This is a genomic window from Streptomyces fildesensis, from assembly GCF_016107395.1.
Classification (GTDB): Bacteria; Actinomycetota; Actinomycetes; order Streptomycetales; family Streptomycetaceae; genus Actinacidiphila; species Actinacidiphila fildesensis.
This window is the reverse complement of the sequence record NZ_JAAIKO010000004.1, coordinates 131927-154377: the sequence shown is the minus strand read 5'-3', so window position 1 is coordinate 154377 and position 22451 is coordinate 131927. Positions and strand designations below refer to the sequence as shown.

The following is a 22451-nucleotide window of genomic DNA, read 5'->3' as shown; positions in this document are numbered from 1 at the left end:
TTAGCCTCACCCTGGTGCTGATCGTCACCTATCTGCCACGTTTGTCACTGTTACGCGGGTTCCGTGTCACAAACGATCTACAGGCCCATGCGGCTGTCAGTACATGTCGTTCACAGGACAAGGGTTACTGATCAACAGCCACCCCACTGTAGGGAGGTGCGTGACATGACCGACCGAACCCTGTGGTCGTACGCAGAGATCGCCGCACATATCCGGGTCCAGGTCGATACCGTGCGCTCGTATCGCAAGCACGGGCACCTGCCCGCTCCGGACGTCGTGGAGAGCGGCAAACCCTTCTGGTATGCCGACACCATTCGAGCTTGGAGTGCCCGGCGGCCCGGTAATCGGGGCCGCCGGGATCCCGACTGACACCCATGCCCGGGCCGCCGGGACTCTGACCGACACCCCACAACGACCGGCTCCTGACCGGCGAACAGCTACCGGACCGGCTCGGGGTCCCGCTCCTGATCACGCTGCGGGGCACGAGCCGCCTCCGGCGCCACTCCCCCGCCGCCGCCCTCGCTTATGCCGAACCGGTCATGGAACCGGCGCAGCGCGGGCGGCGCCCACCACGTGGCCTTACCGGTCAGTCGCATGACGGCCGGGACAAGCAGGGTACGGACCACCATGGCGTCCATCAGGACGGCCAGGGCGATGCCGAGGCCGAGCATCTTGGTGTTGGCCACCCGTGAGGTACCGATGGCCACCATGACGACGGCGAGGATCACTGCGGCCGCGGTGATGAGTCCGCCGGTACGCCGCACACCGAAGACGATCGCTCCCTGATGGTCACCGCTGCGGTCGTACTCCTCCTTGATACGTGACAGCAGGAAGACCCCGTAGTCCATGGACAGGCCGAAGGCCAGGCAGAACATCAGCACCGGGAGGGTGGTCTCGATGCTGCCGGTCGCCGTGAATCCCAGGAGCCCGGACAGATGTCCGTCCTGGAACACCCAGACCACCGCCCCGAACATCGCGGTCAGGCTCAGCGCGTTGAGCAGCACCGCCTGGAGCGGTATCACCACGCTGCCGGTCAACAGGAACACCAGAAGGAGAGTGACGACGGCGATCATTCCGATCGCCCAGGGCAAGCGGTCGGCGATGGCCTTCTGCGCATCGACCAGCACGGCGGCCTGGCCGGTGGCCGCGGTCCCGAACGGGGCGTCCACCGCTCGGATCTCCCCCACCAGGTCCTGGGTGGCCGCGTCCACGGCCTCGGTCCGGGGCAGCACGGTGAGGTACGCCGGGCCGCCGGAAGGAGCGGCGAACGGGCCTTCGACCGTGACGACTCCGGGCAGCGCGGCCAGCTTTCCCTTGTATCCAGCGAGCGCGTCCCGACCGGGGTTCCCCTCGGCGAGCACCGTGATTCCGCCGCCCGGATTGCCGGGGAACGCCTCGCGTATGTGCTGTTGGACGGCGTGCGACTCGGCGCCTGCCGGGAGCTGGCGATCGTCGGCCGTGCCGAACTGGATCTGCAGGAAGGGCAGTCCGAGCAGGAGCAGGCCCGCGGTGGCACCTATGGCGAAGAGCGGAGCACGCCGCATCACCAGCCGGGCGAGCGCCGCGTAGCCGGCTCCGGGCTCGCGCGGCTCCGCGGCGGGAACCCGTCGCCGCCACAGCCTGCGCAGGTCCAGGGCGTTGACCCGGTGCCCGAGCAGCACCAGGGCGGCGGGCAGCACGATCAGTGCGGCACCGGCCGCCAGCAGCACGACCGCGATACCGGCGTAGGCGAAGGAGCGCAGGAAGTACTGCGGGAAGACCAGCATCGCCGCGAGCGCGGCGGCGACCGTGAGCGCCGAGAACAGCACCGTACGGCCGGCGGTGCGCAGCGTCGCGCCCACCGCCTTCAAGGGGTCGTCCCGGTCCGCCAGTTCCTCACGGAAGCGGCGCACGATGAACAGCGCGTAGTCGATCCCCAGCCCCAGCCCGAGCACGGTGGTCAGGCTCTGGGCGAAGAGGGAGACATCGGTGAAGGACGTGATGAGGCGTAGCACCGCGTTGGTCCCCAGGATCGCGATGATGCCCACGCCGAGGGGAAGCAGGGCGGCCACCGCGCTGCCGAAGACCATCACGAGCAGCACGAGCGTGACCGGCAGCGCGATCATCTCGGCGCGCAGCAGGTCCTCCTCGATGGTGCTCTGCAGCTCGTGCCGGACCGCGGCCAATCCGCCGATCCGCACGTCCACCACCCCCTGAGCGCCCCGGCAGGCGGGCGCTATGCGCTCGACGGCGGCGCCCACCGCATCGTCGCCGCCCACGATCCGGGCCGCGATCATGGCTTCGCCGCGGTCCTTCGCCCGCAACTCGGGTGCTCCGGTGGCCCAGTACGACGTGACGCCGGCGATCGACGGGTCGGCGGCGAGCCTGCGGGCCAGGTCACGTCCGGCGGCGGCCACCTGCGGGCTGTCGACGCCCGCTCCGCGACTGTCCACCAGCAGGACGAGATTGGGCTGCGAGGCGGGGAAGTGCTCCTCCAGGGCCTTGGTGGCATAGGACGACTCCGAGTCCGGGGCCTCCCACCCGCCGCCGCTCAGCCGGTCCGCCACACCGCTGCCGGCGACCACGGCGAGGGCGGTGAAGAGCAGCGCGAGCAGCAGCGTGAGCCTGGGCCGGGCGGTGACCGCCCGGGTCCAGCCCCCGACGGCGTGCTCGCGGTTGACATCGGGCATCACTGAGGTGTCCCCTCCCCGTAGAACGAGCATAGAATGAAAAACACGAGTAGCCACTCGCGTTTTCAAGAATGCGAGCGACCACTCGTATTTGTCAATCATGATTGGGGCCTACACGTGTCCGAGGTGGAGGAGAAGCCGCGCCGTCGCCAGGCGCGCGGAGAGCGCAGGGTGACGCAGCTGCTGGAAGCGGCCGCGAGCGTGTTCTGCACGTCCGGCTACCGGGCGGCGAGCACGAACGCCATCGCCCGCGAAGCCGGCGTCTCCCCGGGCACGCTCTACCAGTTCTTCCCCAACAAGGAAGCCATCGCGGTCGAACTCGGCGGCCGGCTCATCCAGCAGATGCAGCAGGCCCACGGCCTGGTCTTCACTCCGGAGAACGCCGCACTCCCGCTCTCCGAGATGATCGACCGGATCGTCGATCCGTTCATCGACTTCAACTGCGCCAATCCGGCCTTCCTCGCCCTGATCAAGGGCCCCGACACGCCGGGCAAGGTCACCGACGAGCACGATCAGCTGCACGCCTCGCTACTGGAACGCGTCGACCGGCTGATCGAGCTGCGCGCCCCGTTGCTCTCGGCCGCGGACCGCGCCCGCATCGCCGAGATCGCGTTCGCCATGTTCAAGACGGGCCTGGAGCTCGTCCTCGCCCAGGAGGGCGCGGAACAGGCCGCGTACATCAAGGAGTTGAAGGGCCTGCTGTACCGCTATCTGGCCCCGTACGTCGGCACCGAGTCCCGCCCCCCGCTCGGCCACCACTGAGCCGCAACGGGTACGGCCGCCCGCACGGTTAGAGGCCCCGCCCGGCGGACTCGCAGAAGTCCTTGTCCAGGACGCTCTCGGGCCTGACAGCCGAAGCCGGAACGAGCGCCGGGGCCGGGGCCGGGAAACCGGCCGGAAGTGCCGTGGGAACTGCCATCGGAACCTGGCGGCGTTCCCGGGTCCTGGACGCCCATTGGGCCAGTACTCCCACGGCCGCCACCAGCAGGGAGACGCCGAGGCCGAGGCCGACGGCGTACAGGGAGTTGGAGGCCGCGCGGCCGCTGAAGTAGCCGACGCCGACGGAGTACGTGGCCCACACCGCCTCGGCCACCCCCGCTCCGGCCAGGTAACGGCGTGCCGGATAGCGGACCACGCCCGCGGCGAGACCGCCGATCAGGCGTCCGCTCGGCAGGAAACGCACCGCGATGACGAAGGGCACCCCATGCCGCTGTATGCGCAGCGCGGCCCATCGCAACAGGGCTGCTTGCCGCGGCCTGCGGTGGATACGGGATACGACGCGGCCGCTCACGGCCCGTCCGGTGCGGTGGATCAGCATGTCCCCGGCCAGCGCGCTCAGCGCGACGACCATGAGCACGAGGGTGAGGTCCAGCCGGCCCTGGGCGGCCAGTACTCCGCCGGTGACGAGCAGCACCGCATTGGGCACGAGCGGCGGCAGCGTGGTCGCGGCCAGCAGCGCGTACGCCCACACAACGTTTCCACCCCGCAGGTGCTCGACGAGACCCGCGGTGAAGTCGAGTGACGACACGAAGTGTCCAACGTCCATGTGGCTGCCCCTCTTCCCTCCCGTATCCCCAAGCTGGCAGGGGCGACCGGAGCGCTGCAAGAGAGTTTCGTCCTGATAGGGGGATTCCCAGGGGATTGCCAGGAACAGGTCATCCTCAGGGACCGGTCCGGCTCCACCTGTGGTCGCAGACCCGGGGAGCAGGGGGCCCGGGGTACCGCAGGGCACCGTGCGGGCCTTGCCCACCGGCCATGCGCCCGCTACCGGCCGAGCAGCTCGCCACCGTTGCACTGCAGGATCTCGCCCGTGATGAAGCCCGCTTCGGGCGAGGCCAGGAACACCACGGCGGCCGCCACATCGGCGGCCCTGCCCACCCGGCCGACGAGGGTACGGCCGGCCCGGCGCGTCAGCTCCGCGTCATCGAGCCGGGCGCCGAAGAACTCGGTGCCGGCGACGGTGCCCGGGGCGACGATGTTGCAGGTGACGCCCTGCGGGCCCAGCTGGGCCGCCAGCGAGTGGTTCCAGGCGTGCAGGGCGGCCTTGGACGCGCCGTACGAGCCGCCGCCGCGCAACGCCGCGACCGAGGTCACGGTGATCACCCGGCCGCCGTCCGTGGTGAGCCGGTCGCGCAGCGATTCGGTCAGCAGCACCGCGGTGAGCACATTGCGCTCGAAGTCTCCGCGCCATCGGGCCCGCACCCCGTGCGGCCCCGGCCCGGTCGCCGGCTCCCGGCTGCCGGCGTTGTTCACCAGCACGTCGACCCGGTCCGGAAGCCGGGTGAGCGCCGTCTCGACCTCGTCGGGGTCGGCGAGGTCGCAGTCGACAGGGGTGACGTCGAGACCGTGTTCGCCGCGCAGCTCCTCGGCGGTGGCCCTGAGCACGTCCCGGCGGCGGCCGACGATCGTGACCCGGTCCCCCGACCCGGCGAGCCGGGTCGCGATGGCCCGGCCGATGCCCGTACCGCCACCGGTCACGACGATGTTCCGGCCCACTGCCTCGTTCTGTGCCATGCGCTCCGCCCCTCGAGAAGTGACAGCACGCTACGGGATGGACCGTTTCGGTCTGCGAGTGGGGCGGGCGTCCGTAAAGAGACGTAGATCACACCGAATGGAACGTAACCATTACCGCCACTCGTGGGTCTATGGAGGGGAACACCACGCTCCCGGGGAGCGTTGGTGGGATGAAAGAGCGGGTCGTCTTGGGGGACGGCCCAATCGCGTCGCCGGGGCGAAAGTGCCCGGAGAGCTTGAGCGGCCCTCTCGGACTTTCTCGTCCCGGCATAGCGCGTCACCCAGCACCCGGTACGGACCCGTGGGGGGATCCGATCCGGGGGACGGGAGCGCCCCGCGCCGGACCCGTGGGGGGATCTAGCGCGGGGCGCTTCTTCATGCTCCGCGGGTTGTGCGCCGCGGCGTCGGCGGCGGCGTGCACCGCCGCCTGCCGCGCGGTCGGCGGCCTTCGGTCAGCGGGACTCGACCGGAAGGTAGTCCCGCAGCTCGATGCCCGTGTAGATCTGGCGCGGGCGGCCGATACGGGATCCGGGCTCCTTGATCATCTCGTGCCACTGCGCGATCCAGCCGGGAAGCCGGCCGAGCGCGAAGAGCACCGTGAACATGGTGGTCGGGAAGCCCATGGCCCGGTAGATCAGGCCCGTGTAGAAGTCCACGTTCGGGTAGAGCTTGCGCGAGACGAAGTAGTCGTCGCTGAGCGCGTGCTCCTCGAGCTTGAGCGCGATGTCCAGCAGCTCGTCGGACTTGCCGAGAGCGGAGAGGACGTCGTGCGCCGCGGCCTTGATGATCTTCGCCCGGGGGTCGAAGTTCTTGTAGACGCGGTGCCCGAAGCCCATGAGCTTCACGCCGTCTTCCTTGTTCTTCACCTTGCGGATGAAGGCGTCGACGTCGCCGCCGTCGTTCTTGATGCCCTCGAGCATCTCCAGCACCGACTGGTTGGCGCCGCCGTGCAGCGGGCCCCACAGGGCGCTGATGCCGGCCGAGATCGAGGCGAACTGGTTCGCCTGCGAGGAGCCGACCAGCCGGACCGTCGAGGTCGAACAGTTCTGCTCGTGGTCCGCGTGCAGGATCAGGAGCTTGTCGAGCGCACCCACCACGACCGGGTTGAGCTCGTACTCCTCGGCCGGAACCGAGAAGGTCATGCGCAGGAAGTTCTCGACGTAGCCGAGATCGTTGCGCGGGTAGACGACCGGCTGGCCGACCGACTTCTTGAACGCGTAGGCCGCGATGGTCGGCAGCTTGGCGAGCAGCCGGATCGTGGACAGGTGGCGCTGCTCCGGGTCGAACGGGTTGTGGCTGTCCTGGTAGAACGTCGACAGCGCGCTGACCACGGACGACAGCATCGCCATCGGGTGGGCGTCGCGCGGGAAGCCGTCGTAGAACCGTTTGACGTCCTCGTGCAGCAGCGTGTGCTGAGTAATTTCACCCTTGAAGGTGGAAAGTTCATCGACGGTCGGGAGCTCACCGTTGATCAACAGATACGCGGTCTCGATAAAGCTGCCACGTTCGGCGAGCTGTTCGATGGGGTAACCGCGGTAGCGAAGGATGCCCTCTTCACCGTCAAGGAAAGTGATCGCGGACTTGTAGGCCGCGGTGTTGCCGTATCCGCTGTCCAGGGTGACCAGACCGGTGTCGGCGCGCAGCTTGCTGATGTCGAAGCCCTTGTCGCCGACAGTGCTGTCGACCACCGGGTAGCTGTGCTCGCTGTCCCCGTACCGCAGTACTACAGAGTTGTCGCTCACGTCATTCCCTCACCGACGGTTTTGCCTCTTCTTCGAGGTGCCCTGACTAGGTCCACTGTCCCCCATTTGGCACTGGCGCGTGCACTCGGGGTCGGCCATAGGGCCGAAACATGGCACGGAGTGCCTATTTCGCGCCCTGAGCGAGCCGGTGATCGAGGGCGGTGAAGCGCCGACCGGCCGAGACGGTGCGTACCGCCTGGGCTATCGCCTTGCGCGACCCGACCAGAACCACCAGGCGTTTCGCCCTGGTAACAGCCGTATACAACAGATTCCGCTGCAACATCATCCATGCCCCCGTGGTGACCGGGATCACCACGGCCGGGTACTCGCTGCCCTGGGAGCGGTGGATCGTGACGGCGTACGCGTGGGCCAGCTCGTCCAGCTCGTCGAAGTCGTACGGAATCTCTTCGTCCTCATCCGTGAGCACGGTGAGCTTCTGTTCGACGGTGTCGAGCGCGGTGACCACCCCGACCGTGCCGTTGAAGACGCCGTTCTCCCCCTTCTCGTAGTTGTTGCGGATCTGGGTGACCTTGTCGCCGACACGGAACGTGCGGCCGCCGAACCTGCGCTCCGGGAGATCCGGCCGGGCCGGGGTGATGGCCTGCTGAAGGAGGCCGTTCAGCGCGCCGGCGCCTGCCGGGCCCCGGTGCATGGGCGCGAGCACCTGGATGTCGCGGCGCGGGTCGAGGCCGAACTTGGCAGGGATCCGCCGGGCCGCCACCTCCACCGTCAGCCGACCCGCCTCCTCGGTGTCCTCCTCGGGGAAGAGGAAGAAGTCGGGGAGCCCCTGGGTGATCGGCGGGACTCCCGAATTGATCCGGTGGGCGTTGGTCACCACGCCCGACTGCTGGGCCTGGCGGAAGATCCGGGTGAGCCGCACCGCCGGGACCGGGCTGCCCGGGGCCAGCAGATCCCGCAGCACCTCGCCCGCGCCGACGCTCGGCAGCTGGTCCACATCCCCGACGAACAACAGGTGCGCGCCCGGCGGCACCGCCTTGGCCAGCTTGTTCGCGAGCAGCAGGTCCAGCATCGAGGCCTCGTCCACGACCACCAGGTCCGCGTCCAGCGGTCGGTCCTTGTCGTAGGCCGCGTCCCCGCCCGGCTTGAGCTCCAGCAGCCGGTGCACGGTCGACGCCTCCATGCCGGTCAGCTCGGCCAGCCGTTTGGCGGCGCGGCCGGTCGGCGCGGCCAGCACCACCTTGGCCTTCTTCGCCTGCGCCAGAGTCACCACCGAACGCACCGTGAACGACTTGCCGCAGCCGGGGCCACCGGTGAGCACCGCGACCCTTTCGGTCAGCGCCAACCGCACCGCCTGCTGCTGCTCGGGCGCCAGATCGGCTCCCGTGCGGCCGGCCAGCCAGGACAGGGCCTTGTCCCACTGGACGTCCTGGAACAGCGGCAGCCGGTCCTCCGGCCCGCGCAGCAGTCTGAGCAGTTGGCCGGCCAGCGAGATCTCCGCTCGGTGGAACGGCACCAGGTACACGGCCCGCACCGGATCGCCGCCCTCCGGATCCGGTACCGACTCCCGGACCACGCCCTCCTCGCCCACCAGCTCCGCGAGGCAGTCGATCACCAGTCCGGCGTCCACCTGCAGCAGCTTGACGGAGTCGGAGAGCAGCTGTTCCTCGGGCAGGAAGCAGTTCCCGCTGTCGGTGGCCTGCGACAGCGCGTACTGGAGCCCCGCCTTGACCCGCTCCGGGCTGTCGTGGGGTATCCCCACCGCCTGGGCGATCCGGTCGGCGGTCAGGAATCCGATGCCCCACACATCGGCGGCCAGCCGGTAGGGCTGGTTCTTCACCACGGAGATCGACGCGTCGCCGTAGTTCTTGTAGATGCGCACCGCGATGGACGTGGACACCCCCACTCCCTGGAGGAAGACCATCACCTCCTTGATCGCCTTCTGCTCCTCCCAGGCGACGGCGATCATCCTGGTCCGCTTCGGCCCGAGCCCCGGCACTTCGATCAGCCGTTTCGGCGCCCCTTCGATGACATCCAGGGTGTCGGTGCCGAAGTGCTCCACGATCCGGTCGGCGATCTTGGGCCCGATCCCCTTGATCAGCCCCGAACCGAGGTATCGGCGGATGCCCTGGATCGTCGCGGGCAGGACGGTGGTGTAGTTCTCCACGGTGAACTGCTTGCCGTACTGCGGATGGGAGCCCCAACGGCCCTCCATGCGCAGCGATTCGCCCGGCTGCGCGCCCAACAGGGCGCCGACCACGGTCAGCAGATCGCCGGCGCCGCGGCCCGTGTCGACCCGCGCGACCGTGTAGCCGTTGTCCTCGTTGGCGTAGGTGATCCGCTCCAGGACGGCTTCGAGCACGGCGAGTCGCGCGTCCCCCATGGCCCTGCCTCCCCTCCCCCAGCGGCCTCCGCGACGGTCCAGCGGCTGCCCGACTGCTGCTCGTCGGCGATCTGGTCCGAAGGTACCGCCTGCCCCCGACACTCCGGGTACGCCTGTGGACAACCGCGGCGCACCGCCGCGTACGCCGCTGGGCTGACCCCGCCACGGCACTTCTCGTCTTTTCGGCCGATGGGCTCATGGCCGTTCTCCCGAGGCCCCGAACAAAGGTGAAGAAGGGCGCGGACATCGCCGTCCGCGACCCCGCCGGGAAGAACGTGCACTACACGGTGACCGGCACCCAGACGGTGAACAAGAACACCGTCCCGACCGAGAAGGTCTACGGCCCGGACCCCGACCCCGTACTGCGGCCGGTGACCTGTGACGGCGCCCTGGACGCCGCAGTGCACCCCGTGGACAACCTCATCGTCTACGCGTCCCTGCGATAGGCCCGCGCAGCGCCCGGACCTGGCCTGACGCGTTCGGCCGACCACCACGGGCCCCGGACCGCCTTCGCGCGTAGCGTCCGGAGTATGAGCGACCAACCGCTGCAGAACGAAGTGCTGTCCGAGCTCGGCGACGACCAGATCCAGGAGATCGCCGGAGTGCTGGGCACCGATCCGGAATCGGCCCGGAAGCTCGTGGGGACCTCGGTCACCTCGCTGACCGGCGTCCTCACCGACGACGCGGTCACCCCGGGCGGCACCGCGGAACTCAGCCAGGCGCTGGAGCAGGCCGCCACGGAACCCGAGCCGCCGGCCGGGGCCGTCGGCTTCGCCGGACTCGGCGGACCGGCTTCGGTGGCGGGCGGCGGCATGCTGGTCGCCGTACTCCGCAAGGTGACGGCGCCGACCGCCCGAGCGGTGGCGAAGAAGACGGGTCTGCCGGTCACAGCCGTCGCCGGAGCGCTCGAACTCGTCATCCCCGTGGTGGCGACCGTGCTCGCCAAGCGGGCCCGCTCCAAGAGATGAGCCCTGGGGGCACTTGGGGGCGGTGACCCGTCCCCGTCCCGGGACAGACGAAAGGGGTCCGGCGTGAGCCGGACCCCTTTGCGTTTCCCCCCAGTACCCCCGAAGCCCCCCTCGGGCGCATATCACTACCTCAGTTCCCCGAACCCCTCCCGGGAACCTTGATGCCTATAAGACCGACCACCCCCCAGAAGGGTTGTACGCCGGACAGAAATAATTTGAAGATTCTTCAGAGCACGTGTTCGCGGTACCGGCGGGCGATCTCCGCGACCACTTCGGCGCCGTCCCGCGCCCACAGGGCGGGGTTGAAGATCTCCACCTCCACGGCGCCGGAATACCCCGCCGCATCGACCTGCTCACGGAATCCGCGCAGGTCAACGCAGCCGTCACCGAGCTGGCCCCGCCCCAGCAGCACGCCCTCGGGCAGCGGGGTGACCCAGTCCGCGAGCTGGAAGGCCGCGATCCGGCCGCCCGCGCCGGCGCGGGCGATCTGCGCCGGAACCCGGTCGTCCCACCACAGGTGGTAGGTGTCCACGACGACCCCGACCCGCTCGGCGGGAAATCGCTCGGCGATGTCCAGTGCCTGGCCGAGCGTGGAGACGACGCAGCGGTCCGACGCGTACATCGGGTGCAGCGGCTCGATCGCCAGGCGCACCGACCGCTCGGCGGCGTACGGAGCCAGCTCGGCCAGCGCGTCGGCGACCCGCTCCCGTGCGGCCCCGATATCGCGCTCTCCTGATGGCAGTCCGCCCGAAACCAGCACCAAGGTGCCGGTTTCCAGGACGGCCGCCTCGTCGATCGCGGCCCGGTTGTCGTCCATCGCCGCGCGCCGGGCGGCCGGATCGCTCGCGGTGAAGAAGCCGCCGCGGCACAAGGACGTCACCTGGAGGCCGGTTTCCCGCATCAGACGGGCGGCCCGCTCGACGCCGTACTCCTGCACCGGCGCACGCCAGAGGCCCACACCAGGCACTCCGAGCCCGGCGCAACCCGCCGCCAGCTCGGGCAGCGACCACTGCTTGACGGTCTCCTGGTTGATACTCAGCCGCGCCAGATCGCCGGCCGTCGCGCGGACAGAGCTCATGGGGCCGGCAGCGGGCACGGGGCCGGCGGTCGTACGGTCGGGGCGTCCGCTGTCGGCGGTCTTACGGTCCGCGCTCATGCGGTCACCCCGTGGATGACGAGCAGCTGCCGCATCCGCGCCTCGGCCAGCGCCGGGTCGGGGAACAGGCCGAGACCGTCGGCCAGCTCGTAGGCACGGGCGAGATGCGGGAGGGAGCGTGCCGACTGCAGACCGCCCACCATCGTGAAGTGCGACTGGTGGCCCGCCAGCCAGGCCAGGAACACCACACCGGTCTTGTAGTAGCGCGTCGGAGCGCCGAACAGGTGCCGGGACAACTCGACGGTCGGGTCGAGAAGTGCCCGGAAGCCGGCCGCGTCCCCGGTGTCCAGGGTGCGGACGGCGGCGGCGGCGAGCGGCGCCAGCGGGTCGAAGATGCCGAGCAGCGCATGGCTGAAGCCCTGCTCGTCACCCTCGATCAGCTCGGGATAGTTGAAGTCATCGCCGGTGTAGCAGCGCACGCCCTTGGGCAGCCTGCGGCGCAGTTCCACCTCGCGCCGGGCGTCGAGCAGCGACACCTTGATCCCGTCGACCTTGTCGGGGTGGGCGGCAATGACGTCCAGGAACGTCTCCGTGGCCGCGTCGAGATCCTCGCTGCCCCAGTAGCCGGCCAGCGCGGGGTCGAACATCGGACCGAGCCAGTGCAGAACGACCGGTTCCGCGGACTGGCGCAGCAGGTGGCTGTAGACCTCGACGTAGTCGTCAGGGCTGCTGGCCAGGGCCGCCAGCGCGCGGGACGCCATGAGGACGGCCTGCGATCCGGACTCCTCCACGACCGCGAGCTGCTCCTCGTAGGCAGCGGTCACCTCGGTGAGTGTCCGGGCCGGCGCGACGAGTTGGTCCGTGCCGACGCCGCAGGCGATGCGGCCTCCGGTGGCCCGTGCCTCGGCGGAGGAGCGGCGGATCAGCTCGGCCGCGGCCGCCCAGTCCAGACCCATGCCGCGCTGGGCAGTGTCCATCGCCTCGGCGACACCCAGACCCTGTGACCACAGGTGGCGGCGGAAGGCGAGAGTGGCGTCCCAGTCGATGGCCGCCGGTTCGTCAGCGGCGCTGCGCCAGGGGTCGGCGACGACGTGCGCGGCCGAGTAGACGACCCGGCTGCGCAGTTCACCGCCCAGGGCATGGACAACGGGCTCGGTACGCGGCACATAGGAACGTAGTTCACCGGTGGCACTGGGGAGCTCGATGGCCGCCCGGCCGCTCACAGGGACAGCTCCGGGACGTCGAGGCGCCGGCCCTCGGCGGTGGATTTCAGGCCCAGTTCGGCGAGCTGGACGCCGCGCGCGCCGGCCAGCAGGTCCCAATGCCAGGGCTCGTCGAGGACGACATGCCGGAGGAACAGCTCCCACTGGCTCTTGAATCCGTTGGTGAACTCACCGTTGTCGGGGACCGACTGCCACTGGTCACGGAAGGGCTCGGTGACCGGGAGGTCCGGGTTCCAGACCGGCTTGGGGGTGGCGGAGCGGTGCTGCACCCGGCAGTCCCGCAGGCCCGCGACGGCCGAGCCGTGCGTGCCGTCGACCTGGAACTCCACCAGTTCGTCGCGGTTGACGCGCACCGTCCAGGAGGAGTTGATCTGGGCGATGGCGCCGCCGTCGAGCTGGAAGATGCCGTACGCGGCGTCGTCGGCGGTCGCGTCGTACGGCTTGCCGTGCTCGTCCCAGCGCCGCGGGATGTGGGTGGCGGTCAGCGCCTGGACGGTGCGGACCTGCCCGAACAGCTCGTGGAGCACGTACTCCCAGTGCGGGAACATGTCGACGACGATGCCGCCGCCGTCCTGTGAACGGTAGTTCCAGGAGGGCCGCTGGGCGCTCTGCCAGTCGCCCTCGAAGACCCAGTAGCCGAACTCGCCGCGGATGGAGAGGATCTGCCCGAAGAAGCCGCCGTCGATGAGCCGCTTGAGCTTCAGCAGGCCGGGGAGGAAGAGCTTGTCCTGGACCACGCCGTGCTTGACGCCGGCGGCGGTGGCGAGCCTGGCCAGCTCCAGGGCGCTGTCCAGGGACGTGGCGGTGGGCTTCTCGCAGTAGATGTGCTTTCCGGCGGCGATGGCCTTGCGCACCGACTCCTCGCGGGCCGAGGTGACCTGCGCGTCGAAGTAGATCTCGACCGTCGGGTCGGCCAGGACGGCGTCGAGGTCGGTGGAGATGTGCTCCAGCCCGTGCCGGTCCGCCATCGCGCGCAGCGCGTGCTCCCGACGGCCGACGAGGACCGGCTCGGGCCACAGCGTCGTGCCGTCCCCGAGGTCGAGTCCGCCCTGCTCGCGCAAGCTCAGGATCGAGCGGACGAGGTGCTGGCGGTAGCCCATGCGGCCCGTGACGCCGTTCATGGCGATCCGCACTGTCCTGCGTGTCACGTTGGGTCCTCCCCTTCGGCCGCTACCGCCGGTCAAGCGATAGCAAGCGCTTTCTTCTCTGGCACGCTAGCCGGAAGCGGGCCGATCCGACAAGGTGAGAACATGTCCGGCAACGGGCGGTGCGGTCCCGGGACGGCCAGCAGGAGGTACGGACGCAGATGGCAGTGACCCTCGCCGATGTCGCGGCGCGCGCCGGGGTGTCGTCCGCGACCGTCTCGCGCGTCCTCAATGGCAACTACCCGGTCGCGGGCAGCACGCGCGACCGCGTCCAGCGGGCCGTCGAAGACCTGGACTATGTGGTCAACGGGCAGGCCAGAGGCCTCGCGGCCGCCACCTCCGACCTGGTCGGAGTACTCGTCAACGACGTCGCGGACCCGTTCTTCGGACTGATCGCGAGCGCCGTCCAGGCCGAGATCAGCGACGCATCCGCACCCGGCGGCGGCAAGCTCGCGGTGGTCTGCAACACCGGCGGCTCCCCCGAGGCCGAACTCACCTATCTCACCTTGCTGGAACGCCAGCGTGCGGCCGGAGTGGTGATCACCGGCGGCGCGGTCGAGGGCGCGGAGCACAGTGCGGCGGTCGCCGCCCGGCTCGCCCGGCTCGCGGAGTCCGGCACGCGGATCGTGCTGTGCGGACGGCCTCCGCTGGAACAGCCGGCCACGCAGATCCCCGTCGCGACCGTCGCGTTCGACAACCGGGGCGGCGCGCGGCGGCTCACCGAGCACCTGCTCTCCCTCGGCCACCGCCGGATCGGGTACGTCGCGGGTCCCGCCGACCGCACCACCACCCGGCACCGGCTGGAGGGCCACCGGGCGGCACTGGCGGACCACGGCCTGCCGGCCACCGGTCCCGCCGTCGACCGACTCACGGTGCACGGCTCGTACGACCGCTCCTCCGGCTACGACGCGGCGCTGGAACTCCTGCGCAGGGAACCCACGCTGACCGCCGTCATCGCCGCCAACGACACCGTCGCGCTCGGCGTCTGCGCGGCCCTGCGCGACCAGGGGTTGAGCATTCCGGACGACGTCTCGGTGGCGGGCTTCGACGATCTCCCGTTCAGCGTGGACACCGCGCCGGCCCTGACAACGGTCCGCATCCCGCTGCAGGAGGCGGGCGCCCGGGCCGGCCGCCTCGTCATGGGGCGGCAGACCGCGCCGCCCGGCGGCCTCGCGACGATCCGCACCGAGCTGATGGTGCGGGCGTCCACGGCACCGCCGCGGGCCGGGTCCGCCTGAAACGAGGCCGAGGGGTTCACGGGACGCCCGGGAGGCCGTCCGGGAGGCCGTCCACCAGGGCGTCACGGGGTGTCCGCAGGGGCGCCCGGAAGTTATCCACAGGCCTTTTCACGGTGCCGTCGCGGGCTTACCTTTGACTCAGGCAAAGGAATTTCGACGGTGAATGCCGAGGTGCCCCCATGGCCGTGCAAGAGATCCGCGCGTTCAACCGCTTCTACACCAACCTCATCGGCGCGCTGGACTACAGCCGCCATCTGCATACTCCCTACACGCTGACCGAAGCGCGGGTGCTGTACGAGCTGGCGCACTCCCGGCGGACAGACGCCGCCGACCTCCGGGTGGAACTCTCGCTCGACGCCGGGCACTTGAGCCGCATGCTGTCGAAGTTCGAACAGGACCAGCTGGTCACCCGTGCGCCGTCCGAACAGGACGCCCGGCGGCAGCGCATAGAGCTGACCCCGCGGGGCCGGGAGGCGGCCACGCTGCTGGAGAAACGGGCGGAGGAGGCCGTCGGGTCGCTGCTCAGCGATGTGCCCGAGGAGGACCGCCCGCGGCTGGCCGAGGCCATGCGCACCGTCCGGGAGATACTGCGCGACGACCGCCCGCCTGCCCCGGCCCGGATCGAACTGCGCGGACCCCGGCCCGGCGACCTGGGCTGGGTGATCCAGCGGAACGCGGCGGTGTACGCGGCCGAGTTCGGTTGGAACAGCGAGTACGAAGCACTGGTGGCACGGATCGTGGCGGACTTCGCCGCCGATCCGGATCCCGGGCGCGAGGCGCTGTGGATGGCGGAGCTGGACGGTGTGCCGGCCGGCTGTGTGTTCTGCGTCCGCGACGAGGTACCCGGCGTCGCGCGGCTGCGGCTGCTGCTGGTCGAGCCGGGTGCGCGCGGTCATCGCATAGGCGACCGGCTGGTGGAGCGGTGCATATCCTTCGCCCGCGGGGCCGGCTACCGCGAGCTGGTGCTGTGGACGAACGATGTGCTGGGGGCGGCCCGGAAGATCTACCAGCGGGCCGGCTTCGAGCTCGTCGCGGAGAAGCCGCATCACAGCTTCGGCAAGGACCTCGTGGGACAGGACTGGCGCCTGGTGCTTTAGGCCGGATCGCGGCGGCGCGCGCCGAGAGCGCCGTGGGAGGTTGACCATGCCCTGCGTGGTGCCTAGTGTCCGCCGGATGAAGCTCGCGTTCTCCACACTCGGCGTCCCCGCACTCCCCATCGAGCAGGTCGTCCGCCTCGCCGCTGAGCATGGTTTCCACGGTGTGGAGATCCGGGCCAACGCCGAGGAACCCGTCCACACCGGCCTGTCCGCGGCGGAACGGAGCGCGGTCGTGGCCGAGTTCGAGAAGTCGGGGGTGGAGATCCTGACGGTGGCGGCTTACGCCAAGGTCGCCGCGCCGGGTGACGACGAGCCGGTACTGACGGACCTGCGGGCAAACCTGGCCCTCGCAGCCGATCTGGGGGCTCCGTTCGTGCGGGTCTTCCCCGGCGGTGGGGAACTGCCGGCGGCGGAGGCGGACCTGTACGCCGCACGGCGCCTTGCGGCGGTCGCGCCGGACGCCGCCCGCCTCGGGGTGAAGGTGCTGCTCGAGACGCACGACTCGCACCCGACCGGAGCGGACGCGGCCCGGATCATGGGGCTGGTCGGGCACGGCAGCGTGGGTGTGATCTGGGATGTGATGCACACCTGGCGCGGTGGTGAGCAGCCGTCCGAGACCTACCCCGTACTCGCCCCGCACCTGGGGTACGTGCAGGTCAAGGACATCGCCTCGGCCGAGGACACCACCCCGCTGCCGCTCGGGGAGGGTGTGCTGCCGCTGGCCGAGACCGTGGAGGTGCTGAGCCGGGGGGACTGGGACGGCTGGCTCTGCTGGGAGTACGAGAAGCGCTGGTACCCGCAGGTCGCGGACCTGCCGGAGCTGCTGTCACCGGCCCGGCAGCATCTGTCCCGGCTGCTCGCCAACTCGGCATGACACCGGGGCCGGCCGTGCGCCGGTCGCGGGGTGGTCGTTGGGGGTCCTTGGGAAGGTCGGTCCATGCCGCGCAGAGCCCGTGCGGGACCGGTCGATGCCAGGGGCGGTCCGTGCGCTTTCGGCCAAACGGCGCATCACACACTGCCCGGTGACCTCGGCCGGCCCGACGATGGAGCCATGTTCAGCCACCGCACGGAACCGGTCGTGGAATCCGCCCGTCCAAGCCACATGCTGCTGATAAAGCTCCGTAGAGCCGTGTCGGTCGCGGTGCTGGCCGCGTCACTGACAGCCCTGTCCACCGGCTGCGGTCAGGACCGGTCCGCCACCGGTGCGCCGCCTTCCGACAGTGCCGGGGGCGACCACAGCCCCAGCACCTCGGGGACGGGGGTTCCACCGTCGACCGGTGGTTCTCCGTCGGGCAGTCCGTCGTCCGCCGGCACCGCGACCACCCCCGTCCAGTCCGGGGCCCACGGGATCGAGTCCCGGGTCGTGTACCTCTCCGCCGGGGTGCGCAGGCCGCCCGCGGTCCACTCGGTGATCAACAGCGAACTCGAGCTGTCCCGCTTCCCGAGCTGGTTCGCGGGGTCCGATCCGGCGGCGGCCCGCGAGATCGCCCAGCGCACCCAGAAGACGGACTTCTCGCGCAATGTGCTGGTGGGCTGGGTGGAGACCACCGGCTGCAGCCAGGCCACCGGGGCCGCGCTGCTCGCCAGTGGCGACCGGCTGACGCTCGGGGTCAGCCAGCCGAAGCCCAAGCCGGAGTGCCTGGTCGCCTATCAGGTCACGGTGGTCTTCGAGGTGCCGCGCGACCGTATGCCGAAGCATCCGGTGTTCGGGACCGGAGGTGCGGCGGCCACCGCGCCCAGCCCCGGTACGACGGTGGCGTTCACGTACCTCAATGGCGCGACCGCCCAGGGCCAGGGGCTCAAGGGCTCGGAAGTGACCCAGCCCGCCCAGCTGAACGCCTATCTGGCGGGTCTGCCCGCCGCCGGCGCCTCGGCCGTACGCACACAGCTGGCCGCGCATTCGCCGAAAAGCGGTGAACGGCGCTTCGGATTCAAGCTGTCCGGCTGCCGGTCCACCGGCGCCGCACTGCTCATCACTCCCGAGGGGCGGGTATCGGCGTCGCCGACCGGAGGCGAGAACATCCGCTGTATCCGGCCCGAGATCTACGCGGCGGTGCTGGCCGTCCCGGTGAATGTGCTGCCGACTCGCGTCACAGCCATTGACTGACGAAAACTTTCCGGCTATCCGTTTCAACTGAAGAAAACTTTCAGCGTGCTCATCTCCTCCAGCCGGAAGGAGTTCGACATGCACCACCAACCATCCCGCCGCACCGTTCTCGCCACCGCGGCCGCCACCGCCGTCACAGCGGGCGCCTTCGCCGCCGGCGTCCCGTCCGCCCAGGCCGCCGCCCCGGACCGCAGGCTCATCCGCGCGATCATCGCGCGGATGAGCCGTGCGGAGAAGGTCGGCCAGCTCTTCGTGATGCGGGTCTACGGCCATTCCGCCACCGCCCCCGACCCTGCGGACGTCGCCTCCAACCAGAGCGAGATGGGCGTCTCCGACGCCGCCGAACTGATCGCCAAGTACCACCTCGGCGGCATCATCTACTTCAGCTGGGCGCACAACACCCGGGACCCGCACCAGATCGCCGACCTCTCCAACGGCATCCAGCGCGCCGCGCTGGCCCATGGGACTCCGATCCCACTGCTGATCTCCACCGATCAGGAGCAGGGCGCGGTCGCCCGGATCGGCTCACCCGCCACGCTCTTCCCCGGCGGGATGGCGCTCGGCGCCGACGGTGATCCGCACGACGCCCGCGCCGCGGCCCATGTCGTGGGCACCGAGCTCGGCGCCATGGGCGTCAACCAGAACTTCTCCCCGGTCTCCGACGTGAACATCAATCCGGCCAACCCCGTGATCGGCGTACGGTCCTTCGGCGCCGATCCGCAGGCCGTCGCCGCTCTGGCGGCAGCCCAGGTCAAGGGGTACCAGGGGGCCGGGATCGCCTCCACCGCCAAGCATTTCCCCGGCCATGGCGACACCGGCACCGACAGCCATTTCGAACTGCCGGTCATCACCCACTCGCTGGACGAGTGGCGGCGGATCGACGCCCCGCCGTTCCGCGCCGCGATCGCCGCCGGGATCGACTCGATCATGACGGCCCACATCCTGGTTCCCGCGCTCGACGACTCGGGGGACCCCGCCACCCTCTCCCGCCCCATCCTCACCGGGATCCTCCGGGAGGAACTCGGCTACGACGGCGTCGTGATCACCGATTCGCTCGGCATGGCCGGTGTGCGGCAGAAGTACGGCGACGACCGGGTGCCGGTGCTCGCCCTCAAGGCCGGCGCCGACCAGCTGCTGAACCCGCCGCTCCTCGACGTCGCCTGGAAGGCGGTGCTCGACGCGCTGACGTCCGGGGAGATCACCGAGCAGCGGATCGACGAGTCCCTGGTCCGGATCCTGGAACTCAAGACCCGCAAAGGCCTGTTCCGCAATCCCTATGTCACGCATCAGGGCGTCGACCGGGCGGTCGGCATCCGTTCGCACCTCGCGACCGCCGACCGGATCACCGACCGTACCGTCACCCTGCTCTCCAACCCCTCCCGGGTCCTGCCGCTGCCGCGCCGCGCCCACCGGAATCTGCTCGTGGTCGGCGCGGATCCGGCCGCGCCGTCCGGCACGGGTGGCCCGCCGACCTCGGTTCTCGCCAAGGCGCTCACGGACCTCGGCCACCGAGCGCAGGCGCTGCCCACCGGTACCGCGCCCGGCCAGGCCGTCATCGACGAGGCCGTCGCGGCCGCCCGCGGCAAGGACGGCGTCGTCATCGGCACGTACAACGTCACGGCGGCCGCGGCCGGCCAGATCGCCCTGGTGAAGGCACTGGTGGCGACCGGCATCCCGGTCGTTCAGATCGCCCTCCGCAATCCGTACGACATCGCGTGGCTCGGCGGCGTCGCGGCCGGGCTCGCCGTGTACGGCTGGACCGATGTGTCGATGCGCGCGGTGGCCCGGGTCATCGCCGGCAGAGCGGCTCCGACGGGCCGGCTGCCGGTCGCGGTGCCCCGCGCGGACGATCCTGAAAAGGCGCTCTATCCGATCGGACACGGCCTGAAATACCGGTAGTCGGGGCTCCCGGGAAACACATCGGGTCGGGTGTCGGACCGTCCGGGAAGGTGCCGGGCCAACCCGGAGCCGGCGGGCCCTCCCCTCCGCCGGTTCCACCCCCTACCCTGACGTATGGGTGCATGTTGCCCGGGGGAAGCCTAGGGGGGCCTTCATGCGCGGGTACGGCCATTTGGGATCGTTTCTGCACGCCGCGGTGGTATCGGCCGCCGTCCTGTTCGCACTCGCCCTCCTCGCCGCGCTCGCGGCCTGCACACCGTTCCGGGGGACGGCGGGCGGCGGTTCGGGGGCGGGAACGGCCGCCCCCTCACCCACCCTGAAGCCCGCGGGCACGGATACGGCGTTCCTCGCGGAAGGCGCGTGTGCGCAGAGCGATCCGCTGGGCTCGTACCGGGAGGTGGCGTGCTCGGACCCGAACGCCATCGCCGAGGTCACGGTCCGGTTCTACGGTCTGCTGCCGGATGCGTCAGCACCGGCGTCATCGCCGGCCGCCGGACAGGCCGCCTCGACAGCCCCCACGGTGCGGGCGGGAGACCGCTGTCCGGAGACGACGGACTTCGTCCTGTCGGTGTCGTCCGGCCGGTCGCCGGGGTACGCCTGCATGCGCAAACGCGACGGCCCGCACCCCGGTGACCCGGGGGCGGGCGGTGGTCCGCGCACCATCGTCGGCGACTGCGTCTACACAGCGGGTGCCGGCCAGGTGAAGGAGACGGCCTGTGACCGTTCCAGCCGGAACAAGCCCGGGTACCGGGTGGACGCGATCGCAGCTGAGCGCGCCCAATGCCCGCCGGGAACGGCGCTGTTCGTGAACGTCGGGCCGGCGGGCGTCGGATGCGCCCGCCGGCTGTGAACCACGTCCTTGCTCGGATCACGCCCTGATCTCCGAACCCGGGACCAGGGCCGGGTCCGGCGCTACAGCGGGTGGCGGTCCATGACGTCGTTCGGTACGTCGAGCTTCGCGTCGAACGAGGGGGCGAGCGTCGTGGCCGGGGTGACGCCCGCCCACTTCAGCACCTTGGCGGTCGCCTTGGCGTTGTCCGCGGGCTTGAGCGCGGCGATGTTCGCGCCGTGGTTCGCGCCCGGCGCCCACATCACGAAGGAGTCCTTCGCGCCCTTCCCGAGACGGAACGGTTCTGCACCCCATGGGTCGTTCGTTCCGTAAACGAACAGCATCCGCTGGGCGTGGTGCTGCACCCAGTTGTCCACATCCGGCATCGCCGACGGCTTGAAGGTCATCGGGATGGACCGCGGCACGTACGAGCGCGGCTGGTAGATGCCCGGGTAGCGCAGCAGCCCCTTGAGGTGCGGGGTCGCGAAGGTGGGCGCGCCGAGCTGGGTGCCGGCCTGGTAGTAGTACGGCGTGTAGTACTCCAGGCCCTGGTCGGTGTAGAAGTCGAAGCCGGAGATGGTGTCGATGAAGGTGTACAGCTCATCGGTGGTCGCGGTCGGCTTGGGGACGGTCGGGCACTCCGACTCCAGGTGGTACTGCCAGAACGCCCACACCAGGTCCAGCACGACGTTCTCGTACGCCTTGTCGGCACTGCCCACGGTGGTGAAGGTCAGCGCGTTGTCGTCGGCGTACTTCTGGTAGCGGGCGACGATCTCGTCCCGGCGTACCAGCGCCTCGCGCTGCACGGCGTTGAGCGCGGCACGGCAGTCGGCGTTGCCGACGGTCTTGAAGAACTCCGTGTAGGCCGAGTCCTCCTTGTTGACCACGTCATTGGGCGCGACATAGGCGACCGTGCCGTCCATGTCGTTCGGGTAGAAGCGGCGGAAGTAGGTGGCGGTCATGCCGCCCTTGCTGCCGCCGGTGTCGATCCAGTTCCGGTGGTAGATCCGGTCCAGCGCCTGGAAGATCCGGTGCTGGTCGCTGGCCGCCTGCCAGATGTCGAGCTTGGACCAGTCGGCCGGCTCGGCGGGGCGGGACGGCGTGAAGAACCGGTACTCCATGGAGACCTGGTTGCCGTCGATGAGCCGGGTCGGCTCCGAGCGGCTCGCGTTGGTGGAGAGCCCGTAGCCGGAGGTGAAGAAGACCGTCGGGCGGTCGGTCGCCTTGTGGAGCACCGTCAGCCGCTGCTGGAAGGTGCCCTTCCAGGGGCGGAGGTGGTCGATCGGCTGGGTGTAATGGAGAACGAAGTAGCGGTAGCCGGTGACCGGCTTCTCCTCGATGAGGGTCATCCCGGGTATCGCCAGAATGCGGTCCTTGATATCCGCACTCGCCGAATCGACACTCGCTGAATCCGCGGCGGTGGCCGTCCCCGTCGCACCGGCCCCGACCGCACCGGTCGCGCCGACGAGCAGCATCAGTGACAGCAGCCATCTGAGCGCCTTACGCATGCACCCTCCCCTGGGTTCACGGACGTTGCCGCGAACCTAGGGGAGCAACGGTCTTACCACCAGAGGGCCTTGGGA

Annotated in this window: 20 protein-coding genes; 10 read left to right on the top strand and 10 right to left on the bottom strand. The window is 70.2% G+C overall.

The genetic code is table 11. The features are described 5' to 3' along the window. The first annotated feature begins 165 nt into the window (after nt 1-165). Nucleotides 166-369, top strand: a complete 204-nt coding sequence (locus C6N31_RS08685) for a helix-turn-helix transcriptional regulator (protein WP_138355080.1) — start codon at nt 166-168, stop codon at nt 367-369. Between the two features lie 68 nt (nt 370-437). Here C6N31_RS08685 and C6N31_RS08680 read toward each other — a convergent pair whose 3' ends face one another. Then, nucleotides 438-2669 (bottom strand): MMPL family transporter, encoded by a 2232-nt coding sequence (locus C6N31_RS08680; RefSeq protein ID WP_138355079.1) that lies wholly within the window; start codon nt 2667-2669, stop codon nt 438-440. A gap of 171 nt (nt 2670-2840) precedes the next feature. On the opposite strand from C6N31_RS08680, the gene C6N31_RS08675 reads away from it, so the two are divergent. Next, nucleotides 2841-3431, top strand: a complete 591-nt coding sequence (locus tag C6N31_RS08675) for a TetR/AcrR family transcriptional regulator (RefSeq protein ID WP_244809178.1) — start codon at nt 2841-2843, stop codon at nt 3429-3431. A 28-nt stretch (nt 3432-3459) separates the two neighbouring features. Here C6N31_RS08675 and C6N31_RS08670 read toward each other — a convergent pair whose 3' ends face one another. From C6N31_RS08670 to recD2, 4 genes are all read right to left on the bottom strand, one after another. Further along, the gene (locus C6N31_RS08670; RefSeq protein WP_198357345.1) at nt 3460-4215 is read right to left on the bottom strand and encodes a DedA family protein; all 756 of its coding nucleotides are present in this window, start codon (nt 4213-4215) and stop codon (nt 3460-3462) included. Nucleotides 4216-4433: 218 nt separating this feature from the next. Continuing rightward, on the bottom strand, nt 4434-5183 hold the full coding sequence (locus tag C6N31_RS08665; protein WP_138355076.1) for an SDR family NAD(P)-dependent oxidoreductase: 750 nt from the start codon (nt 5181-5183) through the stop codon (nt 4434-4436). A gap of 452 nt (nt 5184-5635) precedes the next feature. Next, nucleotides 5636-6925, bottom strand: coding sequence for a citrate synthase (locus tag C6N31_RS08660; RefSeq protein WP_198357344.1), 1290 nt, complete (start codon nt 6923-6925; stop codon nt 5636-5638). 124 nt (nt 6926-7049) lie between these two features. Continuing rightward, nucleotides 7050-9266, bottom strand: coding sequence for an SF1B family DNA helicase RecD2 (recD2, locus tag C6N31_RS08655; protein ID WP_164298385.1), 2217 nt, complete (start codon nt 9264-9266; stop codon nt 7050-7052). Nucleotides 9267-9463: 197 nt separating this feature from the next. Between recD2 and C6N31_RS08650 the strand changes: the two genes are divergently transcribed. Beyond that, nucleotides 9464-9712, top strand: coding sequence for a class F sortase (locus C6N31_RS08650; protein WP_138355073.1), 249 nt, complete (start codon nt 9464-9466; stop codon nt 9710-9712). 84 nt (nt 9713-9796) lie between these two features. Beyond that, nucleotides 9797-10234: a DUF937 domain-containing protein gene (locus C6N31_RS08645; protein WP_138355072.1), complete on the top strand. Its 438-nt coding sequence runs from the start codon at nt 9797-9799 to the stop codon at nt 10232-10234. 226 nt (nt 10235-10460) lie between these two features. Here C6N31_RS08645 and C6N31_RS08640 read toward each other — a convergent pair whose 3' ends face one another. The 3 genes from C6N31_RS08640 to C6N31_RS08630 all read right to left on the bottom strand — a co-directional run bounded on the left by C6N31_RS08640 (nt 10461) and on the right by C6N31_RS08630 (nt 13701). Further along, a complete protein-coding gene (locus C6N31_RS08640; RefSeq protein WP_138355119.1) occupies nt 10461-11312 on the bottom strand; it encodes a sugar phosphate isomerase/epimerase family protein in 852 nt (283 codons plus the stop codon). A 74-nt stretch (nt 11313-11386) separates the two neighbouring features. Then, nucleotides 11387-12553 carry a dihydrodipicolinate synthase family protein gene (locus C6N31_RS08635; RefSeq protein ID WP_244809179.1) on the bottom strand — a complete coding sequence of 389 codons (1167 nt, stop codon included), beginning with the start codon at nt 12551-12553 and terminating at the stop codon, nt 11387-11389. Further along, nucleotides 12550-13701 (bottom strand): Gfo/Idh/MocA family protein, encoded by a 1152-nt coding sequence (locus tag C6N31_RS08630; protein WP_198357343.1) that lies wholly within the window; start codon nt 13699-13701, stop codon nt 12550-12552. Before C6N31_RS08630 ends, C6N31_RS08635 begins: the two co-directional genes overlap by 4 nt. Before the next feature lie 158 nt (nt 13702-13859). On the opposite strand from C6N31_RS08630, the gene C6N31_RS08625 reads away from it, so the two are divergent. From C6N31_RS08625 to C6N31_RS08615, 3 genes are all read left to right on the top strand, one after another. Beyond that, entirely contained in the window at nt 13860-14936 is a 1077-nt protein-coding gene (locus tag C6N31_RS08625; RefSeq protein ID WP_138355070.1) for a LacI family DNA-binding transcriptional regulator, read from the top strand. A 179-nt stretch (nt 14937-15115) separates the two neighbouring features. Next, the gene (locus C6N31_RS08620) at nt 15116-16033 is read left to right on the top strand and encodes a bifunctional helix-turn-helix transcriptional regulator/GNAT family N-acetyltransferase (RefSeq protein WP_138355069.1); all 918 of its coding nucleotides are present in this window, start codon (nt 15116-15118) and stop codon (nt 16031-16033) included. 76 nt (nt 16034-16109) lie between these two features. After that, a complete protein-coding gene (locus C6N31_RS08615) occupies nt 16110-16907 on the top strand; it encodes a sugar phosphate isomerase/epimerase family protein (protein ID WP_138355068.1) in 798 nt (265 codons plus the stop codon). Nucleotides 16908-17215: 308 nt separating this feature from the next. On the opposite strand, the gene C6N31_RS08610 is transcribed toward C6N31_RS08615, so the two are convergent. Further along, nucleotides 17216-17449, bottom strand: a complete 234-nt coding sequence (locus C6N31_RS08610; protein WP_198357342.1) for a hypothetical protein — start codon at nt 17447-17449, stop codon at nt 17216-17218. On the opposite strand from C6N31_RS08610, the gene C6N31_RS08605 reads away from it, so the two are divergent. The 3 genes from C6N31_RS08605 to C6N31_RS08595 all read left to right on the top strand — a co-directional run bounded on the left by C6N31_RS08605 (nt 17442) and on the right by C6N31_RS08595 (nt 20889). Then, nucleotides 17442-18140: a hypothetical protein gene (locus tag C6N31_RS08605; RefSeq protein WP_198357341.1), complete on the top strand. Its 699-nt coding sequence runs from the start codon at nt 17442-17444 to the stop codon at nt 18138-18140. The two genes, C6N31_RS08610 and C6N31_RS08605, sit on opposite strands and share 8 nt — an antisense overlap. Nucleotides 18141-18218: 78 nt before the next feature. Continuing rightward, nucleotides 18219-20039 (top strand): glycoside hydrolase family 3 protein, encoded by a 1821-nt coding sequence (locus C6N31_RS08600; protein WP_138355066.1) that lies wholly within the window; start codon nt 18219-18221, stop codon nt 20037-20039. A gap of 154 nt (nt 20040-20193) precedes the next feature. Beyond that, nucleotides 20194-20889 carry a hypothetical protein gene (locus C6N31_RS08595; RefSeq protein ID WP_138355065.1) on the top strand — a complete coding sequence of 232 codons (696 nt, stop codon included), beginning with the start codon at nt 20194-20196 and terminating at the stop codon, nt 20887-20889. Between the two features lie 62 nt (nt 20890-20951). On the opposite strand, the gene C6N31_RS08590 is transcribed toward C6N31_RS08595, so the two are convergent. Beyond that, nucleotides 20952-22376: a S28 family serine protease gene (locus tag C6N31_RS08590; protein ID WP_198357340.1), complete on the bottom strand. Its 1425-nt coding sequence runs from the start codon at nt 22374-22376 to the stop codon at nt 20952-20954. Nucleotides 22377-22451: the final 75 nt, after the last annotated feature.

Coding starts and splice junctions, on each gene's coding strand:
- C6N31_RS08685 (WP_138355080.1), top strand. CDS start 166: ATGACCGACCGAACCCTGTGGTCGTACGCAGAGATCGCCGCACATATC.
- C6N31_RS08680 (WP_138355079.1), bottom strand. CDS start 2,669: ATGCCCGATGTCAACCGCGAGCACGCCGTCGGGGGCTGGACCCGGGCG.
- C6N31_RS08670 (WP_198357345.1), bottom strand. CDS start 4,215: ATGGACGTTGGACACTTCGTGTCGTCACTCGACTTCACCGCGGGTCTC.
- C6N31_RS08665 (WP_138355076.1), bottom strand. CDS start 5,183: ATGGCACAGAACGAGGCAGTGGGCCGGAACATCGTCGTGACCGGTGGC.
- recD2 (WP_164298385.1), bottom strand. CDS start 9,266: ATGGGGGACGCGCGACTCGCCGTGCTCGAAGCCGTCCTGGAGCGGATC.
- C6N31_RS08650 (WP_138355073.1), top strand. CDS start 9,464: ATGGCCGTTCTCCCGAGGCCCCGAACAAAGGTGAAGAAGGGCGCGGAC.
- C6N31_RS08645 (WP_138355072.1), top strand. CDS start 9,797: ATGAGCGACCAACCGCTGCAGAACGAAGTGCTGTCCGAGCTCGGCGAC.
- C6N31_RS08640 (WP_138355119.1), bottom strand. CDS start 11,312: ATGAGCTCTGTCCGCGCGACGGCCGGCGATCTGGCGCGGCTGAGTATC.
- C6N31_RS08625 (WP_138355070.1), top strand. CDS start 13,860: ATGGCAGTGACCCTCGCCGATGTCGCGGCGCGCGCCGGGGTGTCGTCC.
- C6N31_RS08620 (WP_138355069.1), top strand. CDS start 15,116: ATGGCCGTGCAAGAGATCCGCGCGTTCAACCGCTTCTACACCAACCTC.
- C6N31_RS08615 (WP_138355068.1), top strand. CDS start 16,110: ATGAAGCTCGCGTTCTCCACACTCGGCGTCCCCGCACTCCCCATCGAG.
- C6N31_RS08600 (WP_138355066.1), top strand. CDS start 18,219: ATGCACCACCAACCATCCCGCCGCACCGTTCTCGCCACCGCGGCCGCC.
- C6N31_RS08595 (WP_138355065.1), top strand. CDS start 20,194: ATGCGCGGGTACGGCCATTTGGGATCGTTTCTGCACGCCGCGGTGGTA.
- C6N31_RS08590 (WP_198357340.1), bottom strand. CDS start 22,376: ATGCGTAAGGCGCTCAGATGGCTGCTGTCACTGATGCTGCTCGTCGGC.